This is a genomic window from Streptomyces sp. T028 (assembly GCF_048159505.1).
Classification (GTDB): Bacteria; Actinomycetota; Actinomycetes; order Streptomycetales; family Streptomycetaceae; genus Streptomyces.
The window spans coordinates 65,418-82,901 of record NZ_JBLRVZ010000049.1 but is presented as its reverse complement, the minus strand read 5'-3'; the positions used below and the strand labels follow the sequence as shown (position 1 = coordinate 82,901).

18 protein-coding genes are annotated in these 17,484 nt (G+C 72.3%); 16 read left to right on the top strand and 2 right to left on the bottom strand.

Translation table 11 applies throughout. From position 1 onward, the window contains the following. The first annotated feature begins 473 nt into the window (after positions 1-473). Positions 474-644, top strand: coding sequence for a hypothetical protein (locus ACLZN2_RS39175; RefSeq protein WP_416984369.1), 171 nt, complete (start codon positions 474-476; stop codon positions 642-644). Positions 645-861: 217 nt separating this feature from the next. Beyond that, positions 862-1,446 carry a TerD family protein gene (locus ACLZN2_RS39170; protein ID WP_416984368.1) on the top strand — a complete coding sequence of 195 codons (585 nt, stop codon included), beginning with the start codon at positions 862-864 and terminating at the stop codon, positions 1,444-1,446. 151 nt (positions 1,447-1,597) lie between these two features. Here the strand turns inward: ACLZN2_RS39170 and ACLZN2_RS39165 are convergent, their stop codons facing one another. Then, a complete protein-coding gene (locus ACLZN2_RS39165) occupies positions 1,598-2,794 on the bottom strand; it encodes a pyridoxal phosphate-dependent aminotransferase (RefSeq protein WP_416984367.1) in 1,197 nt (398 codons plus the stop codon). Positions 2,795-2,935: 141 nt separating this feature from the next. Between ACLZN2_RS39165 and ACLZN2_RS39160 the strand changes: the two genes are divergently transcribed. The 12 genes from ACLZN2_RS39160 (at position 2,936) to ACLZN2_RS39105 (ending at position 15,274) form a co-directional block, all read left to right on the top strand. Further along, entirely contained in the window at positions 2,936-3,388 is a 453-nt protein-coding gene (locus ACLZN2_RS39160) for a hypothetical protein (protein ID WP_416984366.1), read from the top strand. 395 nt (positions 3,389-3,783) lie between these two features. Next, on the top strand, positions 3,784-4,317 hold the full coding sequence (locus ACLZN2_RS39155) for a DUF2617 family protein (protein WP_416984365.1): 534 nt from the start codon (positions 3,784-3,786) through the stop codon (positions 4,315-4,317). Positions 4,318-4,326: 9 nt separating this feature from the next. Further along, a complete protein-coding gene (locus ACLZN2_RS39150) occupies positions 4,327-5,928 on the top strand; it encodes a polyamine aminopropyltransferase (RefSeq protein WP_416984364.1) in 1,602 nt (533 codons plus the stop codon). A gap of 94 nt (positions 5,929-6,022) precedes the next feature. After that, positions 6,023-6,943, top strand: a complete 921-nt coding sequence (locus ACLZN2_RS39145) for an SRPBCC family protein (protein ID WP_416984363.1) — start codon at positions 6,023-6,025, stop codon at positions 6,941-6,943. A 293-nt stretch (positions 6,944-7,236) separates the two neighbouring features. Beyond that, positions 7,237-8,034, top strand: a complete 798-nt coding sequence (locus tag ACLZN2_RS39140) for an aldose 1-epimerase (protein ID WP_416984414.1) — start codon at positions 7,237-7,239, stop codon at positions 8,032-8,034. A 10-nt stretch (positions 8,035-8,044) separates the two neighbouring features. Further along, positions 8,045-8,599, top strand: a complete 555-nt coding sequence (gene pyrE, locus ACLZN2_RS39135) for an orotate phosphoribosyltransferase (protein ID WP_416984362.1) — start codon at positions 8,045-8,047, stop codon at positions 8,597-8,599. 196 nt (positions 8,600-8,795) lie between these two features. Next, entirely contained in the window at positions 8,796-9,818 is a 1,023-nt protein-coding gene (fbaA, locus tag ACLZN2_RS39130; RefSeq protein WP_416984361.1) for a class II fructose-bisphosphate aldolase, read from the top strand. 93 nt (positions 9,819-9,911) lie between these two features. Beyond that, positions 9,912-11,381, top strand: a complete 1,470-nt coding sequence (locus ACLZN2_RS39125; RefSeq protein ID WP_416984360.1) for an MFS transporter — start codon at positions 9,912-9,914, stop codon at positions 11,379-11,381. A gap of 28 nt (positions 11,382-11,409) precedes the next feature. After that, positions 11,410-11,823, top strand: a complete 414-nt coding sequence (locus ACLZN2_RS39120; protein ID WP_416984359.1) for a DUF3151 domain-containing protein — start codon at positions 11,410-11,412, stop codon at positions 11,821-11,823. Positions 11,824-12,007: 184 nt separating this feature from the next. Further along, the gene (locus tag ACLZN2_RS39115; RefSeq protein WP_416984358.1) at positions 12,008-12,847 is read left to right on the top strand and encodes a tryptophan 2,3-dioxygenase family protein; all 840 of its coding nucleotides are present in this window, start codon (positions 12,008-12,010) and stop codon (positions 12,845-12,847) included. Further along, positions 12,840-14,087 (top strand): kynureninase, encoded by a 1,248-nt coding sequence (kynU, locus tag ACLZN2_RS39110; RefSeq protein ID WP_416984357.1) that lies wholly within the window; start codon positions 12,840-12,842, stop codon positions 14,085-14,087. Before ACLZN2_RS39115 ends, kynU begins: the two co-directional genes overlap by 8 nt. Positions 14,088-14,389: 302 nt before the next feature. Next, positions 14,390-15,274 carry an alpha/beta hydrolase gene (locus ACLZN2_RS39105; RefSeq protein WP_416984356.1) on the top strand — a complete coding sequence of 295 codons (885 nt, stop codon included), beginning with the start codon at positions 14,390-14,392 and terminating at the stop codon, positions 15,272-15,274. A 9-nt stretch (positions 15,275-15,283) separates the two neighbouring features. Here ACLZN2_RS39105 and ACLZN2_RS39100 read toward each other — a convergent pair whose 3' ends face one another. After that, positions 15,284-15,682 carry a nuclear transport factor 2 family protein gene (locus ACLZN2_RS39100; protein WP_416984355.1) on the bottom strand — a complete coding sequence of 133 codons (399 nt, stop codon included), beginning with the start codon at positions 15,680-15,682 and terminating at the stop codon, positions 15,284-15,286. Between the two features lie 97 nt (positions 15,683-15,779). Between ACLZN2_RS39100 and ACLZN2_RS39095 the strand changes: the two genes are divergently transcribed. Both ACLZN2_RS39095 and ACLZN2_RS39090 read left to right on the top strand, forming a co-directional pair. Then, the gene (locus tag ACLZN2_RS39095) at positions 15,780-16,220 is read left to right on the top strand and encodes a MarR family winged helix-turn-helix transcriptional regulator (protein ID WP_416984354.1); all 441 of its coding nucleotides are present in this window, start codon (positions 15,780-15,782) and stop codon (positions 16,218-16,220) included. A gap of 207 nt (positions 16,221-16,427) precedes the next feature. Next, positions 16,428-17,483 (top strand): alpha/beta hydrolase, encoded by a 1,056-nt coding sequence (locus ACLZN2_RS39090; protein ID WP_416984353.1) that lies wholly within the window; start codon positions 16,428-16,430, stop codon positions 17,481-17,483. The last annotated feature ends 1 nt before the right edge of the window (position 17,484 follow it).

Below are 17,484 nucleotides of genomic sequence, written 5' to 3'. Positions count from 1 at the left end.
TGCGTAACAGGCCCACGAGGGACATCTCCAGTACCGCCGGTGAGCGGGCCGTTGTTCGCGTCCCGTGGTGCACGGTCCCATGGCATCAGCGCTCGCCTCGCGCTCTCCTGGCCGCCGCCTGTGCTCCGGCCCCGAACGACACCCCTGGCCGTCCCCCTGAAGCGGCCTTGTCGCCACCGGACGACGGAGCCGTGGCGCCGCAGAACCTGTCCGGACCGATTCACGGCCGTACCGCCGGGCTCGGTGATACGGCGCTGTCCGCCGTATCCTGACCGCACAGGGGAAGGAGCCATCCATGAGCGTCGACGCGATCGTGCACACCGAGTTCCCCAAGGGGTACACGGTCCTGTTCGGTGCCGACGGAAAGGTGATCATGACTCCGCGGAGCGAAGAGCACTCCAGCACCATCCGATCGATGCAGATCGACTCCGCTCTCACCCTCGGCCGGCCGTCACGCGAAGGTCACCTCCGACGTGTACATCGACTTTCCCGCCGACGAGAACTCCGCGCCTGATCTGGCGATCCTTCGCGAGGACGCCCGCCGGGAGGGCAAGCGCTACAGCTTCGAGGACGTCCTGCTGACCTCCGAGGTCGTCTCGACCCTTCACCCTCGACCTCGACGAACTCCCGGGCCCGGAGCCTGAGGCAGACGCCCGCTGACGAAGGGCTCCCGGTGCTTGCCGCACCCGGTTGGGCAAGGGCTTTCGCCCTCCAGCAAGCGTCTCGGCGACCCGCGCGACCGAACCCGTTCTCGTCCCGATCCGCTCGTGCGCGCCGACTTGGGACCCGTCGCATGGAACCACTGAGGCGCCAGGCAGACTCTCCGTGGTGTAGTCCCTTTGACCAAAGGATGATCCACGCATGATCACGCTCACCAAGGAAGACGGTCCGGCAGACCTGGACGGAGTGACCCACCTGTCCATCGGGGTTTCCTGGGATCCCACGGCTGGCAGCAGTGGCGGGGTGCTGGGCAAGCTGCGCCGTAAGACCGGCACCGACCTCGACCTGATCGCCATCGCCATGCAGGGCGGGGACCCGGTGCGCCTCGCGGGTCTCGACTCGCTGGACCCTATGGGCAACGGCTCGCTGGTCCACAGTGGCGACAACCAGACGGGACGCGGGGACGGGGACGACGAGACCGTGACCGTTGAGTTCGCCCGGGTGCCGCCCAACATCACGTCGATCGTGTTCGTCGCCGCCGCGTACAAGAAGGGCAGTTCCTTCCAGAAGGCGCGCAACATCAGCTTCAAGGTCTACGACGCGACGGGGGGAAGCTCTCAGCAGGTCGCCGACATCTGGCCCAGCCTGCTCACCCAGGACAACGGCTGCGCCGTAGCCAAGGCGATGCGGGTCGGTGAGACGTGGCAACTCGAAGTGATCAATGTGACGGGGAAGATCAAGCAGGGTGACGAGCATGCTCTGATGCGCTTCGCTGTCAGCAAATAATGCGAACCTGGGGCCCGGCATCCGAGTGGCGTCCAGGCCCTGGGACACGGCCCGTGGCGCTGGCTGCCGGCGATGCGCAACCGGCTATTCCCTCATCGCGACCGGGGAGCAACGCGATGTGCCCTCATGGCCGTGTGGGTCTTCGCTGAGCTCAGAAAGCCAGGCGTCGTAGCCGACTGGCCGCCTCGTGGAGAACGTCGTCGCTCTTGCAGAAGGTGAAGCGGATCTGGCTGCGGCCGGCGTCGGGGTCGTCGTAGAAGACGGAGTTGGGGATGGCGACGACGCCGCAGCGTTCGGGGAGGGCGCGGCAGAAGGCGTAGGCGTCCTTTTCGCCGAAGGGCGTGATGTCGGTGGTGATGAAGTACGTGCCCTGAGGCTGGTAGACCTCGAAGCCGGCCGCGCGCAGGCCGTCGCCGAGCAGGTCGCGCTTGCGGCGGAGGTCGGCGCGGAAGTTGTCGAAGTACGCGTCCGGCAGGCGCAGCGCTTCGGCGATCGCGTACTGGAAGGGGCCCGCGCTGACGTAGGTCAGGTACTGCTTGGCCGTTCGGGCGGCGGTTACGAGTTCCTGGGTACTGGTCACCCAGCCGACCTTCCAGCCAGTGAAGGAGAACGTCTTGCCGGCGGAGCCGATCGTCACCGTGCGCTCGCGCATGCCGGGGAGGGTGGCCAGCGGGATGTGTTCCGCCTCGTCGAACACCAGGTGCTCGTACACCTCGTCCGTGACGACCAGCAGGTCCCGTTCCACCGCCAGCGCGGCGATCGCGGTCAGCTCCTCGCGGGTGAGGACCGTGCCGGTCGGGTTGTGCGGGGTGTTGATCAGGAGGAGGCGGGTGCGGTCGGTGAGCGCGTCGCGCAGCTCGTCCAGGTCGAGGCGGAAGCGGGCGTGCTCCGGGTCCGGGCGCAGGGTGACCGGCACGCGTGTGGCGCCCGCCATGGCGATGCAGGCCGCGTAGGAGTCGTAGTACGGCTCCAGGGCCACCACCTCGTCGCCCGGCTCCAGCAGGGCCAGCAGGGTGGCGGCGATGGCCTCCGTGGCGCCCGCGGTGACCAGGACCTCGGTGTCGGGGTCGTAGGACAGACCGTAGCGGCGGGCCTGGTGCGCGGCGATCGCCGTGCGCAGCTCGGGGACGCCCGGGCCCGGCGGGTACTGGTTGCCGCGGCCGTCCCGCAGCGCCCGCACCGCCGCCTCACGGACCTCCTCCGGGCCGTCGGTGTCCGGGAAGCCCTGCCCGAGGTTGATGGATCCGGTCGCCGCCGCCAGGGCGGACATCTCGGCGAAGATCGTCGTCCCGAATTCGGCGAGGCGGCGGTTGAGCAAGGGGCGTGAGCTGGAGGTCATGCCGTTCATCCTGCGCCGAAGCTCTGGAGTTCCTCAAGTGTGCTTTGGCGGGTGGGACGGGAGGGCATCCCCCGTTCACGCAGGCGCTCGGGCCCTGCGCGAGGCGCCCACGGGGGGCCGCTTCGGGGGATTCGGAAGGAGGGTGACGCCATGGTCGTCGGCATCATCCTGGCGGTGATCGCAGTGCTCTTCGTGGCGGTGCTCGTCGTCAACGCCCGCCGCAGGAGCGGCAGGCGCAGGCACCCCTACGGCCGTCCGGTGCGGTCGTACAGCGGCGGCTCGGCGAGCCGCGGCCACTCCGGCAGCAGGGCCGTCAGCAGGACCGGCAGCAGTTCCAGCGGTAGTTCCAGCAGTGGTTCCAGCAGTGGTTCCAGCAGCGGCGCCGACGCCGCCGCCGCGAGCTGGTGGGTGTTCGGCGGCGACAGCGGATCGTCCGGCCACCACTCGGGTCATTCCGGCCATTCGGGCGACTCCGGCGGCCACTCGGGTCACTCCTGCGGTGGCGGTTCGTCCTGCGGGGGCGGCGGTGGGTCGTCCTGCGGCGGCGGCGGTTCGTCGTGCGGCGGAGGCGGCGGAGGCGGCGGATGCGGTGGAGGCAGCTGACACGGGGCAGCTGAGCTCCCCCAGGGGGGAGCCGCATCCGGACCGCGGGGCCCGCCCCTGACCAGGGCGCCCCGCGGTCGCACCATGCCGGGGAGGGGGCTTCGGGGGGCGTACGCCCGGCCTGTCCGGCGCGCGCCGTGGTTGAACAATTGAGCTGTGGAGCCCCCTGAGGGATGGAAACCCCACGAAGTTGGGTAAAAACGCTGTGGCGTCGCCACTGTTCATGATTCCCTCTAAATCGCCAACGCAGCCCCTCGGACACCGACGGACGTCCCGCGCGGACGCCCTTCACGACCGGGCCGGCCGGGGCCGATCTCCCGGTGTCTACCGGGTCTACAAGGTCTACCGGGGTGCGCCACCTGCCCTCCCTCCTTGCGTCTTCGCGGAGCCGATCCATGCTCACGACCCTGAACACCTCCTACACCGACACGCGCGCGGCCGACCTCGCCTGGGCCCTGGGGCGTGAGCCGCTGCCCGCCCTCGCCACGCTCGACCTCGAACTGTCCGGAACGAAGCTCCAGTTGAGACTGCTGGGAGCCTCGCACCAGGTGCTGCTCGAGGACGAGCAGGGCTGTTGCTCGGAGACGGTGGCCTGCATCCCCGGCAGCAGCACCCCGCTCCCGCTGGGGGTGGCCAAACGGGTGGGCGACTGGGAGTACGAGTTCGCGGCGCGCGTCGAGGTGCTGACGCCGGGCCAGTTCGCCGCCCGCGCCCAGGAACTCCTCGCCCTGGTGTCCGACCATCCGAACGGCCTGGCGGGCGTCTTCCCGGGCAGCCCGCACGCGTTCACCGCCCTCCTCGCCCAGCGCCACGAGGGCCAGGTCCACTGGCGCACCTGGCACGCGTATCCGCAGGACGGGCAGTTGGTGGCGACGAGAACGAGGGTCGGTGTCCGGACGACGGCCGGGCGGAACAGCCCGGTAACGTAACGTCGCACCGTGATCGAACCGCACGCGCCCGCCCCGCCCGGTGCCCCACCGCCCTGGCGCGGCCCCGCGCGGCTGCCCGTCCGGCCGGACGTCGGGCGGTTCCTGGTCCTCGCGTGCGTGTTCGTCTGCGCGGCCTGCGGTCTCGTCTACGAGCTCGAACTCGTCGCCCTCGCCTCCTATCTGATGGGCGACTCGGTCACCCAGGCCTCCGTGGTGCTGTCCGTGATGGTCTTCGCGATGGGCATCGGCTCCCTCGCGGCCAAACGGCTCCGCCGGTTCGCCGCGGCCGGCTTCGGCGCCCTGGAGGCGGTCCTCGCCCTGGTCGGCGGCTGCAGCGCGATGGTGCTGTACGCGGTGTTCGCCTGGACGGGTGACTGGGGCGGACTGTGGGCCGACGGCCCGCGCGTCCTCCTCGTCGCCTTCTCCCTCGCCATCGGTCTGCTCATCGGCGCCGAGGTCCCCCTCCTCATGGAGCTCATCCAGCGCGTCCGCCGCCAGGACGCGGGCGGCGCCGTCGCCGACCTGTTCGCCGCGGACTACGTCGGCGGGCTCGTCGGCGGCCTCGCCTTCCCCTTCCTGCTGCTGCCGTTCTGCGGCCAGCTGACCAGCTCCCTGCTGACCGGCGCGGTCAACGTCGTCGCCGGGGGCGCCCTCGTCCTCGGCCTGTTCCGCCGCGACCTCAGCCGCCGCGCCCGCTGGCTGCTGCCGGTCGCCGGTGTCACCGTGATCGGCGTCCTCGGCTCCGCCGCCGTCCTCGTCGACGACTTCGAGCGGGCCGCGCGCCAGGCGGTCTACGGCGCCGACGTACGGGTCGCGGTGCGGACCGGCGTCCAGGAGGTCGTCCTCACCGGCGGCACCCACGGCCGCCCCCTCGACCTCTACCTCGACGGCCGCTTCCGGGTCGGCGGCGGCGAACGCCGCTACCACGAGGCGCTCGTCCACCCCGCGATGAACGGGCCCCACGCGCGCGTGCTCGTCCTCGGCGGCGGCGACGGCCTCGCCGCCCGCGAGGCCCTCACCCTCCCCGGCGTGCACCGCGTCGACGTCGTCGAACTCGACGCCGGCCTGGTCCGCCTCGCCCGCACCGACCCCGCCCTGACCCGCCTCAACGGCCACGTCTACGACGACCCCCGCGTCCGTGTCGTCACGGCCGACGCCTTCCACTGGCTGCGCGGGGAGCCCCCGACGGCGTACGACGTCGTGCTCGCGGACCTGCCCGACCCCGATGTCACCGCGAGCAGCAAGCTGTACTCCCAGGAGTTCTACGTCCTCGCCCGGCGCGCCCTGGCCCCCGGCGGGCGGCTCGCCGTGCACGCCGGGCCGGTCACCGGCCGGCACCGGGCCTTCTGGACGGTCGAGGCGACCCTGCGGGCGGCCGGACTGCACACCGTGCCCTACCGCGTCGACGTCCGCGCCGCCGGCCGCGAGCGCGCCCCCGACGACTGGGGTTTCGTCCTGGCCGCCCCCGGCACCCGCCCGCCCCTGCGCCTCGATCCCGACGAACGCCCGCACACCCTCACCCAGGCGGGCCTCCTGGCGGACGCGCGGGCGGCCCAGCGCACCCGGGTGGCGGGGGTGCCGCCCTCGACGCTGGTGCATCCGCGCTACTGAGGGGGCGCGGGCGGGGCGGCGCGGGCGGGGCGGCGCGGGCGAATCACTGTTTCGCCGGGTGCGTTCCCGCGACCGCTGGGTAGGCTCCGGCCCTATGGAGCAAGAGGTGTTCGTTCCCGTTCCCGCCGAGCGGCTCAGGGCGGCCCTCGCCGACCCCGCCCAGGTGGCCCGCGCGGTGCCCGGGCTCCAGCAGGACGCCGGGGCCGAGCCCGTCGCCGGGCGGCTGAAGGTCCGGATCGGCGGCCACACCATCACCTACCGGGGGGTCGTACGGGTCTCCGTGCGCGAGGACGGGGCGTACGCCGTGGAGGGCGACGCCACCGAGGCCCGCGGCGGCGGAACCGTGAAACTCACGCTGCTGCTGCGGCTGCGCGAGGCCGACACCGGCACGACCCTCCGCTTCGAGGGCACGGCGTCGGCGCACGGCCGGGTCACCCAGCTGCCCGAGGAACAGGTGGGGGCGGCGGTGACGCGCCTGCTCGGCCGGTTCGCGGAGAAGCTGGGGGCGGGGGCGGCCGAGGGGGCCGAGGGCGCCTTGTCGGAGGGGCCGGAGGGGGACGCCGTAGCGGAGGAAGGGCCCGAGAAGCCCGGCGAGCCCGGCGAGCCCGGCGAGCCCTCCGAGTCCGGTGAGGACCCCGCGATGACCGTGTTCGAGGCCGAGATCCCGCCCCCGGGGCTGGACGAGGGCCTCGACGACTTCGCCGAGCCGATCGAGCCCGCTGAGCCGGCCGAACCCACGGAGGCCCCGGAGCCGGCGGAGTCCACGGAGTCCCCTGGGGCCACGGAGCCGGTCGAGTCCGGCGAGCCCCCCGCCGAGGCCGCGCACGCGCGCCGCACGATGATCGGGCGCAGTGCGGAGGAGGTCGACCACGCCCCGCCGCGCGGGCGGTACGCGCCGGTCCCCGCGCCGCAGACCGTCGCCCCGCACAGCACCCTGCGCTGGGCGGCCCCCGCCGCCGCGCTGGTCGTGGCGTCGGCGATCGTCGTGGGACGGGCACTGCGCCGCCGCAGGTGACGGGGGTGCCGCAGCGCCCACCCTCCCCCCACTCTCGGCTTCGCTCGAGCGGGGGGACCCCCATCGCCTCAGCGGCACGACTGCCCGCAGCCAGGACGACGGCAACCCCCTAGGGGCGCGGGGCTGTGTCGATATGCGGCTACCGCCGCGTGGGCGCGATCGGCCCCCACCGGTCCGCACGCGACGACGATGCCGCAGTTACGGCAGCCAGGTGGCAGGCGGTGCCTGCAACGCCCCCGAGGGGCGCGGGGCCCCAGTAGGGTCGTCCCGTGAGTGACGACCTGAGTGACGACGTGAGTGACGAAGACATCACGCTGACCGCGGGCGACGCGGAGGTGACCGTGCAGCCGGGCAACGGCGGCCGGGTCGGTGGGCTGCGCGTCGGCGGGCTGGAGCTGCTGCGGCAGGGGAAGCGGTTCGGCTGCTTCCCGATGGTCCCCTGGTGCGGGCGGATCCGCGACGGCCGGTTCCTCGACGGCGCGACCGTCCGCCAGCTGCCGCTGAACGCCCCGCCCCACGCCATCCACGGCACCGCCCGCGACGGCGCCTGGAAGGTCGCGCGGCTCACGGCGGACGAGGCCGTGCTGACGTACGACCTGGTGGAGCCCTGGCCGCACCCCGGCCGGATCACCCAGATCGTCCAGCTGACCGAGGAGTCCGTGACGCTCACCATGGGCGTGGAGGCGCACGACTCGTCCTTCCCGGCGCAGATCGGCTGGCACCCCTGGTTCAACCGGAACCTCGGCGGCCCCGCCGGCCAGGACGTCCAGGTCGCCTTCGACCCCGCCTGGCAGGAGGAACGCGGGGAGGACCACCTGCCGACCGGAAACCGTGTCGAGCCGAAGCCCGGCCCCTGGGACGACTGCTTCGGCATGCCCGGCGGCGTCGACGTCACCCTCACCTGGCCGGGGCAGCTGGCGGTGCGGGTGACCAGCCCCGAGGCGTGGGTCGTGGTCTACGACGAGCAGGAGGCCGCCGTCTGCGTGGAGCCGCAGACCGGCCCGCCCAACGGCCTGAACACCCTCCCTCGCCTGGTCACGCCCCTGGAGCCGCTGGAGGCCACGACCACCTGGTCCTGGACCCGCCTCTAAGCTGTTCGGCATGACGGACGTGGATGTACGCGGCGCGCTGCTGCAGCAGATCAAGGACAAGGCCGTGGTGCACGGCAAGGTGACCCTGTCGTCGGGTCTGGAGGCGGACTACTACGTCGACCTCCGCCGTATCACTCTGGACGGCGAGGCCGCCCCGCTGGTCGGGCAGGTGCTGCTCGACCTGACGGCCGACCTGGAGTTCGACGCGGTGGGCGGGCTGACCATGGGCGCCGACCCGGTCGCCGCCGCGATGCTGCACGCGGCGGCGACGCGGGGGCAGCGGCTCGACGCGTTCGTGGTGCGTAAGGCCGCCAAGGCGCACGGTCTGCAGCGGCGCGTCGAGGGCCCCGACATCGCCGGGCGCCGGGTGCTCGTCGTCGAGGACACCTCCACCACCGGCGGCTCTCCGCTGGCCGCCGTGGAGGCCGTGCGCGAGGCGGGCGCCGAGGTCGTCGCCGTCGCGACGATCGTGGACCGGGCGACCGGCGCCGACGCGAAGATCCGCGAGGGGGCGGGTGTGCCGTACCTGTTCGCCTTCTCGAAGGACGAACTGGGACTGGACTGACCAGCCCTTTTGGTCTGGACTTGACCAGGGCGCGGGTCGGCTTCGGAACAGGCATGGACCAGGCATGGACCATCCGCGCATCTCTGGAAAGATGGGGACGACGATGACGTCACATCCAAGGTCTAGGTCAGGGCCGTAGTACCACGCGTACGCGTGTACGCACATCGCCAACCCGCACATACCAAGGAGCGGACAGATGCCCATCGCAACCCCCGAGGTCTACAACGAAATGCTCGACCGGGCCAAGGCGGGCAAGTTCGCCTACCCGGCCATCAACGTGACCTCGACTCAGACCCTGCACGCGGCCCTGCGTGGCTTCGCGGAGGCGGAGAGCGACGGCATCATCCAGATCTCGACCGGTGGCGCCGAGTTCCTGGGCGGCCAGTACAGCAAGGAGATGGTGACGGGCTCCGTGGCCCTCGCCGAGTTCGCGCACATCGTCGCCGAGAAGTACCCGGTCACCGTCGCCCTGCACACCGACCACTGCCCGAAGGACAAGCTCGACGGGTACGTACGTCCGCTGCTCGCGGTCTCCGAGGAGCGCGTGAAGGCCGGCCGCAACCCGCTGTTCCAGTCGCACATGTGGGACGGCTCCGCCGAGACCCTCGCCGACAACCTCGCGATCGCGCAGGAGCTGCTGGCCCGCGCCGCCGCCGCGAAGATCATCCTCGAGGTGGAGATCACCCCGACCGGCGGTGAGGAGGACGGCGTCTCCCACGAGATCAACGACTCGCTGTACACCACGGTCGAGGACGCGATCCGTACGGTCGAGGCGCTGGGCCTGGGCGAGAAGGGCCGCTACCTGCTGGCCGCGTCCTTCGGCAACGTCCACGGCGTGTACAAGCCGGGCAACGTCGTCCTGCGCCCCGAGCTGCTGAAGGAGCTGAACGACGGCGTCGCCGCCAAGTTCGGCAAGCAGTCCCCGTTCGACTTCGTCTTCCACGGCGGCTCCGGCTCCACCGAGCAGGAGATCGCGACCGCGCTGGAGAACGGCGTCGTCAAGATGAACATCGACACGGACACCCAGTACGCCTTCACGCGTCCGGTGGCCGCCCACATGTTCAAGAACTACGACGGCGTCCTGAAGGTCGACGGCGAGGTCGGCTCCAAGTCCACCTACGACCCGCGCACCTGGGGCAAGCTGGCCGAGGCGAGCATGGCCGCGCGGGTCGTCGAGGCCACGCAGAACCTGCGGTCGGCGGGGCAGAAGATCAAGTAAGCCCCCGCTCAAGCCTGCGCCTTTGCAGGTCTGCGGGTCGCTTCCGCAGCGAGCCCGGTGCTTCGGCGCCGGGCTCGCTGTATACCTGGGGGCATGCCCGATGTCCGGCTGTCCTCGTCCCAGGGCAGGTGGACCGTGTTCACCACGGTCCTCGGCTCCAGCATGGCCCTGCTGGACTCCACCGTCGTCAATGTGGCCCTGCCACGTATCGGCGAGGACCTGGACGCCGACCTCGCCGCGCTCCAGTGGACCGTCAACGCGTACATGCTGACGCTGGCCGGTCTGATCCTGCTGGGCGGCTCCCTGGGGGACCGCTACGGACGCCGGAAGGTCTTCGTCATCGGGGTGGTGTGGTTCGCCGCCGCCTCCCTGCTGTGCGGGCTCGCGCCGAGCGCGGGCGTGCTGGTCGCGGCCCGTGCCCTGCAAGGGATCGGGGGCGCTCTGCTGACCCCCGGCTCACTGGCCCTGATCCAGGCGTCCTTCCATCACGACGACCGGGGCCGGGCCGTCGGCCTGTGGTCCGGGTTCGGGGGCATCGGGGCGGCGGTGGGGCCCTTCGTCGGCGGCTGGCTGGTGGACGGGCCGGGCTGGCGGTGGGTGTTCCTGCTGAACGTGCCGCTGGCGGTGGTGTGCGTCCCGGTGGCGCTGCGGCACGTACCGGAGTCGAAGGACGAGCAGGCGCACGGCCGGTTCGACGTCCTGGGCGCGGCGCTGGGCGCGCTGTCGCTGGGGCTGGTGACGTACGCGCTGATCGAGGCGGGCGAGGGATCGCCGCTGGTGGCCCTGGCGGCCGTCGCGGGGATCGCGGCCGGGGTGGCCTTCGTGGTGCTGGAGCGGCGCCGCTCCGACCCGATGATGCCGCCAGACATCTTCGCGTCCCGCCAGTTCACGGCCGTCAACCTGGTCACCCTGTGTGTGTACGCGGCCCTCGGCGGCTTCTTCTTCCTCTCGGTGGTCCAGCTGCAGGTGGTCGCCGGGTACTCCGCGCTCGGCGCCGGTACGGCCCTGTTGCCGACGACCGTGCTGATGCTGCTGTTCTCCTCCCGCTCCGGTGAGCTGGGGGAGCGCATCGGGCCGCGCATCCCGCTCACCGTGGGGCCGCTGCTGTGCGCGGTGGGGATGCTGCTGATGCTGCGGGTCGGCGAGAACGCCTCGTACGTCGCCGACGTGCTGCCCGCCGTCCTGGTGCTCGGCGTCGGCCTGGTCACCCTCGTCGCGCCGCTGACCGCGACGGTGCTGGCCTCGGTGGACGTGGCCCGGGCCGGGCTCGCCAGCGGCATCAACAACGCGGCGGCCAGGGCGGCGGGCCTCATCGCGGTCGCGGCCCTGCCCCTGCTGACCGGCATGGGCCCGGAGTCCTACCGCTCGGCGGACGCCTTCGAGGGACCGTTCCGGCGCTCGATGCTGTGGTGCGCGGGCATCCTGGTGGTCGGCTCGGCCCTCGCCTTCACGACGGTCCGCCGCCCACCGCCGGACTGCGACCACCCGGAGTGCAAGACCCATTGCTGTGTGACGGCTCCGCCGCTGGAGGGGGAGAGGCGGGCACCCCGCGAGCTGGAGTGAGCGAGCCGGAGTGAGCGAGACTGGACCCATGTCCCTTCACGAAAACCTTCTCGGGGGCCCGCCCCCGACCCACCTCCCCGACGACCCGGAGCCCCGCGACCTCCTCGCGAACGGCACCGCGCCCGCCGACGTCGCCGCGAAGTACCCGACATCCTCGCTGGCCTGGGCCCAGCTGGCGGACGACGCCTTCGAGCGGGGCAGCGTGGTGGAGTCGTACGCGTACGCCCGTACGGGGTACCACCGCGGCCTGGACGCCCTGCGCCGGAACGGCTGGAAGGGGCATGGCCCGGTGCCCTGGGAGCACGAGCCGAATCGTGGCTTCCTGCGCGCCCTGCACGCCCTCGCCCGCGCCGCGCAGTCGATCGGCGAGCAGGAGGAGTACGAGCGCTGCTCTCAGTTCCTGAAGGACTCCTCCCCGACGGCGGCCCAGACCCTGGGCTGAACCTGGGCCAGGGGCCGTTCCAGGGGCCGTTCCAGCGGTCGCTTCCTGTTGCGCGGGCCCGTCCGTGATGCGGGCGGGCCTTGCGGGATCCGCGGTCGATGCGGAAGATGCGAGTGGGGACCGGGGCCCCCGTGTCGGCATCGGCAGGGGCGGACCGCTACCCGGAGTACAGCAGGAGACAGCGATGTCCCATGAGGCTCAGGAAACGCAGGAGCCCGAGACCCCGCATCTCGACTTCAACGGCACCACGCCGTACGAGGACTACGTCAAGGCAGACGTTCTCACCCACCTCCAGCACACCCTCTCCGACGATCCCGGAGAGATGGTCTTCCTGGTCACGACCCAGGTCATGGAGCTGTGGTTCACCGTCATCGTCCACGAGTGGGAGACGGCCGCGGGCGCGCTGCGCGCGGACGACGTGCAGGTCGCGATCGACGCGCTGAAGCGTTCCGTACGGGAGCTGGAGGCGCTGAACGCCTCCTGGCGGCCCCTCGCCCAGCTCACCCCCGCCCAGTTCAACTCCTACCGGGGCGCCCTCGGCGAGGGCTCCGGGTTCCAGTCGGCGATGTACCGGCGGATGGAGTTCCTGCTCGCCGAGAAGTCCGCGTCGATGCTGGTACCGCACCGCGGTGCGCCCCGCGTCCACGCCGAGCTGGAGAAGGCGCTGCACGAGCCCAGCCTCTACGACGAGGTGCTGCGGCTGCTGGCCCGGCGCGGGCACCCGGTCCCCGAGGCCGTGCTGACGCGTGACGTCTCGCAGCGCTACGAGCCCTCGGCGGAGGTCGAGGCCGTGTGGACCGCGCTGTACGCCGGTGACGGTTCCGACGAACTCGCCCGTCTCGGCGAGGCGTTGACGGATGTCGCCGAGCTGGTGTGGCGCTGGCGCAACGACCATCTGGTCGCCACCCGGCGCGCGATGGGCGCCAAGGCGGGCACCGGCGGCTCGGCCGGCGTGGCCTGGCTGGAGAAGCGCGCGCAGAAGAACGTGTTCCCCGAGCTGTGGACGGCGAGGTCGTATGTCTGACCTGGTCTTCAAGGCACGGGAGCTGGACTCCGGTGACCAACTCGCGGACAAGCGCGCCGAGTTCGTCCTCGACGCCGGTGACGAGGCGGTCTATCTCGACGGCAACTCGCTCGGCGCCCTGCCCGCCTCGGTGCCAGCACGGGTCGAGGACGTGGTCCGTCGGCAGTGGGGCGAGCTGCGCATCCGCTCCTGGGACGAGAGCGGCTGGTGGACCGCGCCCGAGCGGATCGGCGACCGGATCGCTCCGCTGGTGGGCGCGGCGGCCGGGCAAGTTGTCGTAGGTGACTCGACAAGTGTCAATGTGTTCAAGGCACTTGTGGGCGCGGTGCGGATCGCGGGGGAGTCGGGGGGCTCGCGGGACTCGCAGGGCTCGCGGGACTCGCAGGGCTCGCGGGTCTCGCGGGACGAGATCCTCGTCGACGCGACCACCTTCCCCACGGACGGGTACATCGCCGAGTCGGCGGCCCGGATGACCGGGTGCGCGCTGCGGCCGGTGACCCCGGCTCAGGTGCCGGACGCGCTGTCGGACCGTACGGCGGCCGTCCTGCTCAACCACGTCGACTACCGCACCGGCCGGCTGCACGACCTGCCCGCGCTCACCGCCGCCGTACGGGAGGCGGGCGCGGTCTCCGTCTGGGACCTGTGCCACAGCGCGGGTGCCCTGCCCGTCGGCCTCGACGAGCACGGCGTGGACCTCGCGGTCGGTTGCACCTACAAGTACCTGAACGGCGGCCCCGGTTCGCCGGCGTACCTATATGTGCGTACGGGGCTCCAGGACCGCTTCGACTCCCCGCTGCCCGGCTGGAACTCGCACGCCGAGCCGTTCGGGATGCGCGGGGACTACGAGCCGGCGGCGGGCGCGGCGCGGGGCCGGGTCGGAACACCTGACATTCTGTCAATGCTCGCCCTGGAAGCGGCCCTTGAGGTGTGGGAGGGCGTCTCGATCGAGGCCGTACGGGCCAAGTCCCTCGCCCTGACCGACTTCTTCCTGGAGTGCGTCGCGACGTATGTCCCTCAGGGGCGCGTGGAGTCGCTGACTCCGGTGCGCCACGAGGAGCGGGGCAGCCAGGTGGCCCTGCGCTGCCGGGATGCCGGTGGGGTCATGCGGCAGCTGATCGAGCGTGGGGTCGTCGGGGACTTCCGGCGCCCTGACGTGCTGCGCTTCGGGTTCACCCCGTTGTACGTCGGCTTCGCGGACGTGGAGCGGGCGGCCCGGGTGCTGGGGGAGATCCTGGGCTGACCGGCCCGGAACTCACGTGCTGACCACCGGTGTTCTGAGTGATGCCGGTGGTCGGCTGCGTATGAGGGGGTGTGGGGAGCGCGGGGTGTCGGTGTGCGGAGCGCGTGGTGGGGAGCGCGTGGTGGTGAGCGCATGGGAGGTGCTGGAACGGCGGGTACAGAACCGTTTCCCCTCACCCTGCGTGACATCCGCGTGTCCGCGCACGTCACGGGCCTGATACCGTCCCCGCCAACGGCCGAAATTCTCACCTGGTCCGCCACCCCGTACCGTCCAAAACCGTTTCGTCGCTGAGAGGTTGGAGCATGCCGGACGACGCCGTCGCTGCCCGGGCCGTTGCCGAGGAGAAGTCGGCCTTCTCGCACCCGCCCGTCGACCCCGACGCCACCGCCGCGTACGGCGACCACCCCGACCAGGTGATCGACTTCTACGCCCCCAGGGGCGACGCCGGTCCGGGTGGCTCCGCGCCGCTGGTCGTGGTGCTGCACGGGGGTGCGTGGCGGGCGCCGTACGACCGGACGCACATCACGCCGTTCGCCGACTACCTGGCGCGACGAGGGTTCGCCGTGGCCAATGTGGAGTACCGGCGCGGGGCGGAGGGGGCGGCCGGCGTGCTTACGCCTCCGGTCGCGGGGCGCTGGCCCGACACCTTCGACGACGTCGCCGCGGCCCTCGACGCGCTCCCCGCGCTCGTACGGCAGGCGGTGCCGCAGGCCGACGCCCGCCGGATCGTGCTGACCGGCCACTCCGCGGGCGGCCACCTCGCGCTGTGGGCCGCGGCCCGGCACGTTCTGCCCGCCGACGCCGCCTGGCGCACCGCCGGGCCCGCCCCGCTGCGGGGGGTCGTCGCGCTCGCCCCGATCGCGGACTTCACGGTCGCGGAGAAGCTGGACGTGTGCGGGGGTGCCTCGCGGCAACTCCTGGGCGGCGAGGAGCTGTTCGCCGAGCGGCAGCCGTACGCCGACCCCGCCCTGCTGCTGCCGACCGGCATCGCGACGACCCTGGTCCAGGGACGTACGGACCTGGTCGTGCCCCAGGCGGTCGCCGATGCGTACGCGGACGCGGCGGCGAAGGCGGGGGAGGTCGTGGGGGTGACGCTGCTGGAGGACGTCGGCCACTTCCCGCTGATCGATCCGCTGGCGGACGCCTGTGCGGTGGTGGCGGAGGAGATCGCGCAGCTGGCCTGGTGAGGCGGGCCGTCAGTTCTCGCGCATCCAGACGAGCGTGATCCGCATCTCGCCGAACCGCCAGCCGACCGGGGTGCGTACGGCGGCGCAGGTCACGCGCAGGCCGCTCCTCCGGTAGGGCGCCTCGCCACCGCGGCAGACGTACACGAGCTGGTTCGCGGTGGCCTGCGCGCTGTCCCCGTCGACCTCCACCAGCACGTCTCCGTGCACATGCTGGGTGCGCTCTCCCTCGACCCGGCTCTGCTTCAGGAAAGCGGTCACCTCGTCGAGACCGTGCAGCTCGCCCCGAGGTGACCGCACCACGATGTCGTCGTGGTAGACGGAGGGGGCGTCGTCGTGGCGGTGCTCGTCCAGGAGGTGGGCGAGGCGGGCGAACAGGTCGGCGATCTCCAGGCGGTCGGCAGTGGACATGGTGAGCTCCCTGTGTTGGTTGCCCCAATGTTGGGATAGCCAACACTACGCACGGAATGTTGGTCCTGCCAACACCTTTGCGGATAGAGTGACCACCATGGACCAGATCCCCGAGCGCCTTGCGGTGAAGCCGAGTTGGCTGATCACGCAGCTGGCCGTGCACGCCCGCCGACTGGTGTCCGACGGTTTCACCGCCGCGGGGGCGCGCGGGTACCACTACCGGATCCTGGCGGCACTGCACGAGTTCGGACCGGCGAGCCAGGCGGAGCTCGGCCGGCGGTGCCGGGTCGACCGCAGCGACATGGTGGCGGCCGTCAACGAGCTGGTCGAGCAGGGCTTCGTCGACCGGACGCCGGATCCGGACCACGGACGGCGCAACAAGGTGACCCTCACGGGGGACGGCCTCCGGCAGTTGCTGCGCATGGACGGGCTGCTCGACCAGGTGCAGGACGACCTGCTCAAGCCGCTGTCGGCGGAGGAGCGGGAGACGCTGACCGGTCTGCTCGGGCGCGTTCTGGCGCAGTACGAACCGGAGTGATCGCCGACGGCCGGGTCACCGGCGGCCCGGGTCACTGGCGGCCCGGGTCACTGGCCGGGGGCACACCTGTCGTACCCGTAGTACCTGAGAGCTACGTCGGAGGACAGCTCCTCAGTGGGACGCGAACGACAAGCCGTGATCCGTAACTTCCAAGCCTGACAGGCCCGATGGCGGGCGAACTGGCGCGGAGGGGCGGGGGCATCGGGCATGCGTGGGAGGGTGCGAGAGGTCTGGGCGGCCGCGACCGGCGGGGGCCGTTCTCCTGAAGGGGGAGCGGGGCGGTCGACCGCGGGGGCGACGCGGGGCCGGCGTCGCCGTCGGCTGCGGCTGCTGCCGGCCGTTCTGGTCACCGCCGCCGTGGTCGTCCCCCTCACCGCGGCGGCCCGGCCCGGTATCCCCGCCCCCGCTCCGGCGCACCTCGCCCCGCTGACGGCGGCGACGCTCGACGAGGCGTACGCGGCGAACAGGGCCAACGCCGCGCTGGCGTCCCGGATGGCCGAGGCCCACGGCGACAGCCACCGCGCGGCGGCCGACAGGGAGATGGCCGACCCGTCGCGCAAGCTGCTCGCCTTCGACGGCCGGGGCGAGGGCCGGGCCACGGAGGTGTTCGGGGATCTCGCCCACGCCGACCGGGTCGCGGTCCTGATACCGGGCTCCGACACCACACTGGACACCTACGGCCGCTTCCGCGCGGGCGCGTCGGCACTGCAGGAGCGGCTCGCTCACGTGAGCGGCGCGGGCAGCCGTACGGCGGTGGTGGCCTGGCTCGGCTACACCACCCCCGGCACGGTGAGCACGACGGTGCTGACCCCGGCTCGTGCCGAGGAAGCGGCCCCGCGGCTGCGGGAGTTCCTGCGCGAGCTGCGCGCCGTCACCGGCCGAAGCACCCACGTCTCGCTCCTGTGCCACTCGTACGGCTCGGTCGTGTGCGGCCGTGCCGCCGGCCACCTGGACGTGGGCGACATCGTCCTGCTCGGCAGCCCCGGCACCGGCGTGGACACGGTGGCCGGACTGCGCACCCGCGCGCGGGTCTGGGCGGCCCGGGGCGGCGACGACTGGGTGGCGAACGTCCCGCATGTCAGCGCCGACCTGTTCGGTACGACGGTCGGCTTCGGCACCGACCCGGTCTCCCCGGCCTTCGGCGCCCGTGTCTTCACCGCCGGCCAGGGCGGCCACAGCGACTACTTCTCCCCGGGCTCGGCCTCCCTGGCCAACCTCGCCCGGATCGTGCTCGGCGAGACGACGGAGGTGACCCGTGCCTGAC